The 12219-nt window shown below is 62.9% G+C and carries 1 protein-coding gene; it reads left to right on the top strand.

Going from position 1 to position 12219, the window contains the following annotated elements:
- The first annotated feature begins 29 nt into the window (after positions 1 to 29).
- Positions 30 to 11954: an SdrD B-like domain-containing protein gene (locus tag ACILSI_RS25695; RefSeq protein WP_395724786.1), complete on the top strand. Its 11925-nt coding sequence runs from the start codon at positions 30 to 32 to the stop codon at positions 11952 to 11954.
- The last annotated feature ends 265 nt before the right edge of the window (positions 11955 to 12219 follow it).

The raw sequence follows: 12219 nt of genomic DNA, 5'->3' as shown, positions 1-12219 counted from the left end.
TTACGGTGAATCAGATCGGCAGCAGCAAGGTGGACGCGCTGTGGTTCCTGGTCAGCACCGGCTCCGATCCGGCCACGGCGAACCATGCGGTGATCTACTTTGACGGCCAGAATCGTGCGAACCCGAATGTGGCGATCTATCGCTATGATCCGGCGTTGGGACAGACGAGCTGGCAGAATGCCGCGAACCTCATGGTCAGCACGGCTCCAGGCAGCACCACGGCGGGCGATGTGCTGCAAAAGAAGGTCACGGAAACAGGCTCCTCAGCACGCTTCCAACTCGTTCTTGATGTCAGCCGTTTGAACAACGCTACCAACTGGAGCGCGATGGGCATCGACGCGGGCACCTGGGAAGGTGTCCAAGCAGGCGGTAGCGCCGGCATTGCGCTGCGCATGGTCGATCTCGACTCCGCGCCGACTTATGATGTCAACGGCGGTCTCACCGCGTTCAGCTACACACCCGGCGTGACGACGGAGGGCGCGTTTGTGACCGATCCGGCGGGTGTGTTCACTCTGGCGACGGAACCGTGCTCTGTTTCACCTTGGGTCAGTGTTGGCAACTTCGTCTGGAACGACGCCAACAACAACGGCCTGCGTGATGTGGGTGAAATCGGCATCAGCGGCGCGACGGTGCAGTTGTTCAGTCCTGGCGCGGACAATGCCATCGGCGGCAGCGGTCTTAACGCGGACACGCAGGTCGGCGCGAGCATCGTGACCAACAGCGCGGGCGCCTACACCTTCAACAACCTGGTGGCTGGCAAATACTATGTGCGTGTCACTCCGCCGGTGAGCATCCCCGGCACCGGCGGAGTGCCCGTCGCCTTGGACAATGACATCGACAACGACAACAACGGCGCGCAGCCTGGCGGACCCGGCACGCCGCTGTTCAGCCCGGTGGTCGATCTTGCCATCGGCCTGGAGCCTGGCTCTGCGGTTGACGGTGATGGCACGAACAGCAACGGCACCATCGACTTTGGCCTCTTCACCGGTCTCACGGTGGGCGATTTGGTTTGGAATGACCTGAACAACGACGGACTCAAGGACACCACAGAGGCCGGTGTCAGCGGTGTTCAGGTGGATCTCATGTCGCCGGGCGCTGACGGCCTGGTCGGCGGCACGGGATTGAATGCGGACACGGTGATGCAGACCACCTCAACCCAGAGCAATGGCAGCTACAGCTTCAAAACCTATGCGCCGGGCGCCTATTATGTGCGGCTGACTCCGCCGGCCTCCTTCTCGCTCGCCAGCAGCGCCGTGGTGACTGCTGACAACGGCGTGAACGGTGACAACAACGGCTCGCAGCCTGCGGGTGCCGGCACGGAGGTGATGAGCATGGTGTTCCAGCTCACCGCAGGTGGTGAGCCGGGCAGCACGGGAGTCACCAACACGGAAAACACGATTGATTTCGGGCTGCGCTCCTGCCCGGTGATCACCATCACACCCGGAACTTTGGCGGATGCGATGCGCGGCTCCTCCTACGGCGCCACTTTCAACGCGGCAGGCGGCAACTCGCCTTACACCTGGAGCATTAGCAGCGGCGCGCTGCCCACCGGGCTTTCGCTTTCCAGCGCGGGCGTGCTCAGCGGCACGGCCAATGCTTCGCCTGCGACCTACAGCTTCACGGTGCGCGTGCGTGACGCCTCCAACTGCTCCGCCACGCAGGCGATGACTTTGCGCGTGCTCTGCCCGGTGCTCTCACTCTCCCCGACGACCCTGACTTCGGTCACTCAGGGCAGTGTGGTGAATCAGCAGTTCACCGCGTCCGGCGGCGCGTCGCCTTACACTTACACCCGCGCTTCGGGCACGCTTCCCGCCGGTCTTTCAATATCCAGCGGCGGATTGCTCAGCGGCACGATCACTGGAGCCCCCGGCGCTTACAGCTTTGTGATCCGTGCCACAGATGCCAACGGTTGCTTGATGGACAATGCCATCACCTGGAACATCACCTGTCCGTCGTTGGTGCTCACTCCTGCCACCCTGCCCGCCGCCACGCAGTACGCGGCATACACGCCGCAGACTCTCACCACTTCGGCAGGCACCGGCCCTTACCAGTGGAGCCTCAGCGGCACTCTGCCCGCAGGCATGACCTTCACGACCTCCGGCGTGCTCAGCGGCACACCCACCAGCGCTCCGGGAACCTACAACGTCACCATCTCCGCCACAGATGCGAACGGCTGCGCCGGATCGAGAATTTACGGCATTGTGGTGAACTGCCCGGCGATCAGCATCACCGCGCCGGCCATGCCATCCGGCACGAAAGGGGTGGACTATCCCGCGCAGCAGCTTGCGGCGTCCGCAGGCACCGCGCCTTACACCTGGAGCCTCGCCAGCGGCACACTGCCCGCCGGTTTGTCACTGAGCAACACGGGTCTGATCTCCGGCACGCCCTCCGGTGTTCCAGCGACTTACAATTTCACGGTGCGCGCCACCGACGGGGTGAACTGTTCCACCACACGGGCTTTGCAGATTGTCATCGCCTGCCCGACGCTCTCCATCGGCCCGGTGCCGCTGCCTTCCGCCGTGCAATACGCGTCCTACAGCCAGACGCTGGCCGTGGGCGGTGGCACGGCCCCTTACACCTGGAGTCTGGCCTCCGGTGTGCTGCCCACGGGCATGACGCTCTCCGCTGGTGGTGTGCTCAGCGGCGCGCCTACCAGCCTGGGCAGCAGCACGTTTGTGGTGCGCGCCACAGACGCGGATGGCTGCTCCTCTACACAAAGCTACACCTTCACGGTCGATTATCCGCCGATCTCCATCCTGCCGCCCACGCTGCCTGACGCCACACGTCTCGTGCCTTACTTCCAGCAGATCACCGCCAGCGGCGGCACGGCTCCCTACACCTACAGCAAGCTGACGGGCAACCTGCCCTCTGGTATCACGATTTCTTCCACCGGTGTTATCTCGGGTTCCACCACGGCTGCGCCGGGCGCTTATTCCTTCACCGTGCAGGCGTTGGATGCCAACGGTGCTCCGGGCACGCAGCCTTACACGATCACGGTGCTCTGCCCTGACTTCGTGATCACTCCTTCCTCGCTCTCGAACGCCACCGTCGGCAGCGCCTATTCCGCGCCGCTCAATGCGGTGGGAGGCTCTGCTCCGTATGTGTGGAGCGTGGCCAGCGGCACGCTGCCCGCAGGTCTTTCGCTCAGCTCCAGCGGTCTCATTTCCGGCACACCGACGCAGGCGATGACCGCCTCCTTCACCGTCGAGGCGCGTGATGCCTACAACTGCGCCGCCACACGGCTTTACACGCTGGCGGTGAACTGCCCAAGCATGAGCATCACTCCCGCCACGCTTTCCAGCGCCTACTATGGCTCGCCTTACAGCCAGCAACTCAACGCCAGCGGCGGAACCGGGCCTTACACCTGGAGCGTGATCGCCGGCACGCCGCCTGCGGGCATCACCTTGTCCAGCTCCGGCCTGCTCTCCGGCACCTCGTCGGTCTATGGCACCGCCAGCTTCACCGTGCGTGTCACTGACTCCTACAACTGCTCCTCCACGCAGTCCTACTCGCTTCTGGTCAAAGGTTTGAGCCTGGGCGATGTTGTTTATGAGGACACCAACTTCAACGGTCTGCGTGACAATGGCGAGCCCGGCATCAAGGACGTGACTGTGGAGCTGTGGGATCCCGGCGCGGACCACGCCATCGGTGGCAGCGGTCCAAACAGCGATTTGTTGCTCCGCAGCGCCGTCACGGGTGCTCTCGGCCAGTATCACTTCGATAATCTCCAGCCCGGCAGCTTCTTCCTTCGTGTGCTCATGCCCACCGCGTTGAACATTCCGGGCGGCAATCCGGTGAATCTCGACAACGGCACCGACAACGACAACAACTCCGCCTCCCAGCCCGGCGGAGCTGGCACACCCGTTTTCTCGCCGATCATCGCCCTGACCAAAGGCGGCGAGCCCACGGTCGAAGACAGCGACCCCGACACCGATTACACCATCGACTTTGGCATCTTCCGCGGCATGAGCGTGGGCAATCTCGTGTGGCAGGACACGAATGACAACGGCCTGCGCGATCCGGGCGAGCCTGGCATCGACGGCGTTTTGCTCGAACTATGGACCACGGGCGCCGACAACCGTATCGGCGGCACCGATGATGTGCTGCTGCGCGCCACCACCTCGGCTAACGGAGGAGAGTACCTCTTCACCGCTCTGCCTCCGCTCACGGTGTATGTGCGCGTTCCCGCGCCTCCGGCCGCCCAGCCGCTCTCCAGCAGCGTGACGATCTCCGCTGACAACGGCATCGACCACGATGACAACGGCCATCAGATCAACGGTGGTGCGACTTACAGCCACATCATCACGCTCACTCCTGCGGATGAGCCTGGCACCGGTGGTGGTACCTATGACGAAACCACGATCGACTTTGGCTTCTACAACGTCACCCCCAGCATCTATGTCTCCGCCACGCAGGCCGACAGCGTCCAGACTTTCGATGCGACCACCGGCCTCTACACCGGGCCGCTCGTCTCCGGCTTTGGCAACAGCCTCAGCCAGGGCAATACCGACTGGGGTGACTTGCCCTATGCCATCGAATTCGGCCAGGACGGCAACTGGTACGTCGCCCACTACGGTGCCAGCAACCTCCGCAAGATCAGTCCTGCCGGCCTGGATCTCGGTCCGGTGCTGGACAACTCGAATGCCAGCGTCAGCCTCATCGCCCAGTTCACCATCGGCCCGGATGGTCACTTCTATGTGGTGGATGCCAATGGTGGACGCGTCGTGCGCTTCCAGGGGCCGAGCGGCACCACGCCGGGCGCGCCCATCGGGGCCGCTCCGTTCACCTTCATCACCCAAACGGGGGTTGAGGACATCAATTTCGGCCCGGATGGCAATCTTTACCTTGTGGTGCAGACTGGCGCGGATCGTGAGGTTCGCCGTTACAGCTCCACCACGGGCGCATGGCTCAACACCGTTGTCAGTGACACTCAAATCGTGGACATGGTCCCCGGCGGCCAGTCCATCGCGTTGATCTCTGGCATCGACATCCACGACAACACGCTCTACGGCGTGAACCGTTCTGATGGCGAGGTCTTCCGTGTGGATCTCACCACGCCTGCGGCTCCCGGCCTGCCACAACTCATCGCCACGATCTCCACGGCCGGCATGGGAGATGTGGACACTCGCGACATCGAGTTCAATCCGGCGAACGGCCGCCTTTACATCTCTGGCTATCATTGGGGCAAGCCTGTCAACGCAGGCGCCTACATCAGTGGCGCGCTCATCAACGTCGACGTCGCCGGTGCGCCGAACGGCACGGTCAGCATCCACGAGGTGCCGATTCCGCGCCCGCCAGGCCCGAACAACGAAATCTGGGCCGGTCCGCGTGACCTCGCCATCGGCCGTCCGTTTGCCCCGCTGCCGCAATCCGTCGCCATCGGTTCCATCGTGTGGAATGACATCGACGCGGACGGTATCCAGGATGCCAGCGAGCAGGGAATCTCCGGTGTGCGCGTTGAACTCTGGCAGGATGCCAACGGCAACGTCGGTGACGGCGCGGAGTTTCTCGTGGGCTGGACCTACACCGACACGAATGGTCATTACTACTTCTCCGGCCAGGCTCCCGGTGTTTACCAGGTGCAGATTCCTGTTTCCAACTTCGTCGATGGCCTGCCGCTGGCCGGCAGCGGCTACAGCAGTCCGATCACCTCCATCCTTGATGATCAAATCGACGGCGATGACAGCGGACGCCAGCCGGATGGTCCGAAGACCGCGGTTTACAGCCCGCTCATCACCCTCACGCCGGGCACCGAGCCACTGGGCAACGGCACCAGCGCCGCAGAGCACGCGCGTGGTGGCGAGCTCGACAACTACACCGTCGATGCCAATGGCGACATGACCATCGATTTCGGCTTCGTCGAGCCTGGAATCATGGGCATCGGCAACCTGGTGTTTGTGGATGCCAACGGCAACAACCGCTTCGACGTGGGAGAGGGCAGGGACGAGGCCACCGTTGAATTGTATCGCTGGGGTGACATTCCTGGCGTCACGCAGCCCGTCGCCACGACGGTCACAGCCAATGGCGGCTTGTTCCTCTTCAGCAACCTCTGGCAGGGCCAGTATTTCATCCACCTGCCCGCGCCGCAGTTCGAGGCCAATGGCGGCCTGCGCGGTCTCTTCAGCCTTCCTGGCTTCTCCAACGGGGATGATGACACGGGTGAGGACTCCATCGACAGCGACTCGCCCTGGGTCACCGGCGTGAGCAGCAGCATCATCAATCTCGTGCGTGAGGAGGCTCCCACCGACACTGGTATCGAGACCGGTCATGACTCCGCCACCGACCTCGATGACTTTAATATCAACCTCACCGTCGATATCGGCCTGTTCCGTCCAGTGGCGCTCGGCAACCTCGTCTTTGCTGACAACAACTCCAACGGCCACTTCGATGCCAGCGAGGGCCTGCCCGGCGTCCGCGTCGAGCTTTACGCAGACACCCAGTTCCCAGGTCTGGACAATCCGCTCTCGTTCGTGACGACCGACGCGCAGGGACGTTACGGCTTCAACTTCCTCCGCCCGGGCAACTACGTCGTTCATGTCCCCGCCTCGCAGTTCCAGTCCGGCGCTCCGCTCTTCCAGCGCATCAGCATCCTTGAAGGTCTCGTGGGAGATGATGATGTCGGCGAGGACGGAGTCAATAACGGCGATCCCGCCACCAACGGTGTGTCCTCCCTCGTCATCAGCCTCTTCCCCGGCAACGCGCCCACCGATGACAGCGGTGAGACCGGCTTTGAGAGCAACTCGGATAATCAAATCGACGCCGCCGTCGATCTGACCATCGACTTCGGCTTCCAGACTCCTGTGGGCGTCGGCAACCTGGTTTACATCGACAGCAATGAAAACGGCTTCGCAGATGTTGGTGAAGGTGTCGATGGTGTCACCGTGGAACTCTATCGCGCTGATCAGACCCCCGGATTTGGCCTGCCAATCTTCGCCCGTGTCACCTCGAACGGCGGACGCTACTTCTTCGACTCGCTGCCTGCCGGTGACTATCGCCTGCACATCCCGTCCTCGGAGTTTGAGCCAGGCCGTCCGCTCTTCAGCCTCGAATCCGCCGCTGGTGCCGGCAACGTCACCGCTGTGGTCGATGATGACGCGCCCGACAATGAAAACGGCATCGACGACCCCACCCCGTTCCTCAATGGCATCAGCAGCGCGGTCTTCAGTCTGGCGGTCGATGCGCAGCCCACTGCGGCCAGTGGTGAGACCGGCATCGCCGCGGACATCGACGCTTTTGACGATGACAACTTCAACCTCACGCTCGACTTCGGCTTTGCGCCGTCAAATCCAAACGCGGTCGGCGTCGGCAACCTCGTGTTTGTCGATCTCAACGGCAATGGCGTCTTCGACGCGGGCGAGGGCATCGACGGAGTCAAAGTGCAGCTCTTCGCCGCGGCGGCAGATCCTCTTTCCGCCGTGCCGCTGGCCTCCACTCACACCAACAACGGCGGCCACTATGTGTTCGGCAATCTGGCCGAGGGAGATTACTTCGTCTTCATCCCGCCGTCCGAGTTTGCCGCCGGCAAGCCGCTTTCCGGCTGGCGCTCGATCCCGGGTGACGGCGCGGACAATGGCATCGACGACAATCTTGATGAAAACGGCATCGATTCAGTGGATCCCACGACCACCGGCATCGCCTCCGCTTCCTTCAGCCTCGCTCCTGATCTGGAGCCCACCAACTCTCTCGGTGAGTTCGGTGCGGACTCATTCTCCGACGATGTGAACGACGACAACAACGACCTCACCATCGACTTTGGCTTCTTCCGCTCGGTGGGCGTCGGCAATCTGGTCTTCATTGACGCGAACTACAACGGCCGTGCCGACTCGGGTGAAGGCGTGAGCGGTGTCACGGTCGAAATCTACACTGAGAACAGCGTCATTCCTTTTGACGCTCCGGTCGCCACCACGGCTTCTGCCACGGACGGCACTTACCTCTTCAGCGATCTTGCCCCTGGCCGTTACTTCCTCCGCGTGCCTTCATGGCAGTTCGACTTTGGCATGCCGCTTTACTTCCATGCCAGCTCCTTCGGCGTGCAGAGCGGTGATGACCTTCTCGGTGAGGATGGCATCGACGATGGCAACCCGTCGGCCAATGGCATCCAGACCGCTGTCTTCGAGCTCTCCTCTGCCAACGCGCCGGTGGGCAGCCAGGAAGGCGGCCATCTCGGCTCCAGTGACGATCTCGATGACGCCTCCACGAATCTCACGCTCGACTTTGGCTTCGTGCCGCAGGTCACCATCGGCAATCTGGTCTTCAGCGACGCGAACAACGACGGCATCTTCGATCCAAACACCGAACTGGGCGTCGATGGCGTCACCGTTGAGCTGTGGTCGAACCTGCCTGGCTCCACCACCGCCATCGCGACCACCACGACCTCAGGCGGCGGTCTCTACAGCTTCAATGTGGCTCCGGGCAGCTATTACGTCCGTGTGCCTGCCAGCAACTTCGCCGAAGGCGCCGCCCTTGCTGGCAGCGTGCCCTCGCTGCCTGTGGCTGCCAACGCGCCGTCCACCACGTCAGGGGATGATGACACCGCCCAGGATGGCTACACCACCGGCTCCGCTCTCACCGAAGGTGTGCGCACCGCGCTCTTCACCGTCCTGCTCGGCAACGCGCCGACGTTGAATGACACGGAGACCGGTTATCTCTCCGAAGGCGACGACTATGCCGATGCCGACGTCGATCTGACCATCGATCTCGGCTTCTCGCCGAAACCGCTCAGCGTGGGCAACCTGGTCTTCCGCGACCTCAACAGCAACGGTATCTATGATGGCAGCGACTTCGGTGTGGCTGGCGTCAAACTGCGCCTCTTCCGTTTTGGAGATGATCCGAACGATGCCAACACCGTCCCCGTCATGGAGACGACCAGCGCCCTCGACGGCTCCTATCTTCTCAGCGCCTACACGGCTGGTCAGTACTTCATCCATGTGCCTGCGTCCGAGTTCGCTGCTGGCGGACTACTGGTTGGGGCCTCCTCCTCACCTGGGTTTGGCAATGACGACGGCACCGATGATGAAGCGGGTGAAGACGGCCTCGATGCCGCCGCTCCGGCGCTCACAGGTGTCACCTCCATCGTTTTTGAACTCGCCTACGGCACCGAGCCTGAAGATGCGGGCACTGAGAACGGCTATCTGGCCGCCCAGGACTCGTTCAATGACACCGACGCCGACCTCACCATCGACTTTGGCTTCAGCGGCGGTGATCTGCCGAACCTCATGAGCATCGGCAACCTCGTCTTTGATGACATCAATCAGAACGGCGTGGCAGATCTCGGCGAGGGCGTGCCCGGCGTCTGGATGTTGCTCTACGCGGGCACCAACTCCACCACCGCCATCCGCAGCACCTATACGGATGCGAACGGACGTTACCTCTTCTCCAATCTCAGCCCTGGAACCTACACCGTTCACGTCGCCGCGGACAACTTCAAGGAGTCCATCAGCATCAACAACGGCCCTGTCGGCCCAGGCCCTCTCTTCCGCTGCATTTCCATGCGCGGTCATCAGACCGCCATGGCGGATGACAACATTGGCGAGGACGGCATCGACGCGCAGCATCCTGAGCAGGTCGGCATCACCGCCCCTCCCGTCACGCTGGTGGCGGGTGCCGCGCCTTCAGGCACGGATGAGCTCGGCTTCCAGGGCACGAGCGATGACAGCACCGACGGCAACGTCAATCTCAGCATCGACTTTGGCTTCGCCACCCGCCTCGGCTTTGGCAACCTCGTCTTCCGTGATGTGAATGCGGACGGCAAGTTCCAGACGGGCATCGACACGGGCCTCACGGGCATCACGCTTGAGCTGGTGCATGTGGACGGCGTCAGCAGCGAGGAAACCGTGATCGGCTCCACCAGCACAGATGCCAATGGAGCCTTCATTCTCTATGGGCCGCCGGTCACCGCCCCGCATGGTTACAAGGTGCGCATCCCTGCTGCGCAGTTCGCCGCCGCCGGTCCGCTGAACTTCCTCGTGCCCACCGTGCTCAGCTCCAGCGGCAATGACGACAACGTGAATCAAAACGCCCAGCCTGCGGCGCAGCCGGAGACCACCGGCGTGACCACCGCTGTCTTCACACCGGTGTCCGGTGCGATGCCCACCGACGCGGATGGCCGCGAGACCGGCTTTGACAAGACCAGTGACAACGCCTTCGACTCGGACAACGACCTCACCCTCGACATCGGCCTCAAACCCAAGGCCATCATGGTGGGCAATCTGATCTTCCGGGATGTGAACGACAACGGCACCTTCGAGTCCGGCATCGACCTGCCCGTGCCAAACGTCACCGTGCGTCTTTTCCAGCAGACGCAGGTTGTGACTGACACGCCGGTCTCCGAGGCCGTCACCGCCGCCAACGGCACCTACCTGCTTCAGGCCACCTCCCCGGCCGCTTATTACGTCCACATCCCGGCCTCCATGTTTGCCAGCGGCGCGCCGCTCAATGGGCTGGTGGCCGTGGCCGGCCTCGGCAACGTCTCTCTCACCACGACGGCTGACACTGCCAAAGATGACCGCTTCGATGAAAACGGCACCGACCCTTCTTCGCCAGATGTCAGCGGCGTCTCCTCCGGCATCATCAACCTCGCCTACGGCTCCATGCCGGTGAACTCCAGCCCCACCGCCAGCACCGGTGAAAACGGCTACGAATCCTTCATGGATGATGTGGCGGACTCCTCCGGTATCATGACCATCGACTTCGGTTTTGCCGCTCCTGCCGGTCAGCCTCTCAGCCAGCGCATGACCCGTGATCTCGCCTCCGGCACCACGGAGACCGCCAACGCGCCCGCCACCTTCACCTCCTGGCAGTCGCAGCACAGCCTCGCCGGTCTCAGTGATCCTGAGGACGATCCAGACGCCGACGGTCACACCAACCTGCTCGAATACGCCCTCGGCACCTCACCGGCCAGCGGTGCGCAGCTTTCCCGCTTCCGCCTCGTCACCAGCACGACCACCGGCCTCACCGAGGCAGTTCTCACACGTCCGGCCGGTGAGCATCGCGACCTGCGCTACGTCCTTGAATCCAGCGCTGATCTCAAGACATGGACGCAGCTCTCCATCAGTCCTAGCACCACCATCGGCGCGGGTCAGACGGAAACTCTGCGCTTCGCCGACCTGGAGACCGCCACCGCGCTCGAACAAGGTTTCGTCCGTCTCAAAGTTCAACTCGATGCCGACCTCAACGGCACTGCAGAGGCCGCCGCCGTCACTCCGGCGCAGGGCTGGTCACGCCGCACCTTCACCGTCGGACGTCAGACGCTCTCCATGCCGCTGCTGAAGCCGGCAGTCTTTATCGGCCGCGTTTCCAGCGTCAATGACACGCAGATCAGCCTGCCCGTTGCCGTGACCTTGCCACCGGAAACCGCGCATTACCTCGAAGTGCTCGACGGGCCTCTCTCAGGCCAGACCTTTGACATTGGTTCTGACTTGAAGCTCGCCTCGGTCGCTGCGGTTGCCGGTGCGCGCGTCGCCATTCGTCCGCATTGGACGCTTGCCACATTGCTCCCGGCCTCCGCCTTCGAGCATGGCAGCACGCCTGAAGAAGCCGACCGCGCTCTTACCTTCGACTCCGCCACCAACAGCTTCCAAACCCATCCGCTGGCGGATGAAGCCACCGCCACCCGCGTCGTGCCGCCGCAGGAGGGCTTGTTCGTCCAGATCCGCACCACCGATGTCACTCTCTCCTTCCTCGGTGAGGTGCGCGCTGCGCCGCTCGCGCTGCCGCAGTCCGCAGGCACCCGTTTCATCGGCACCGGCCTCGCCCTGCCGCTCGCTCCCGGCTCGCAGCCGCACACCACCGGCTCACGTCTCCGCCTCTGGAGCGGCGATGCCGACCCCTCCACCGCAGCCTATCACAACTACCTTCTCAACGACCAGTCCCGCTGGATCGACGAGACCACAGGCATCGACATCACCACCCAGCCCGCCTTCGACGCCTTCCGCGCATACTTCCTCGTGAAATGATTCACGCATCGCAAGAGGGCGAGGCCTCACCCCCCCCCAGTTCAGCGACAGAGGCCACAAGGCGTGACGATTGCAACCGCGATGCGATTCAGTGCTTTCAGCAGCGCACAATTAGGAAGCGCTTCTCTAAAGCCTGGGCAAATCTCTTTCATCCCGGATCATGCAATAGAACAGTAGCAAAGAACCGGAGAGCCCTTCAAGGCAGGGAGTTGACGAGTATGCAAGAATCACCGGAATGGTGAACCTGCCGATTGAATACTCTGAC

The organism is Prosthecobacter sp. (assembly GCF_044232965.1).
Taxonomy (GTDB): Bacteria; Verrucomicrobiota; Verrucomicrobiia; order Verrucomicrobiales; family Verrucomicrobiaceae; genus Prosthecobacter.
Note: the sequence above shows the minus strand (reverse complement) of the source record. Positions and strands in the feature narration are given on the sequence as shown.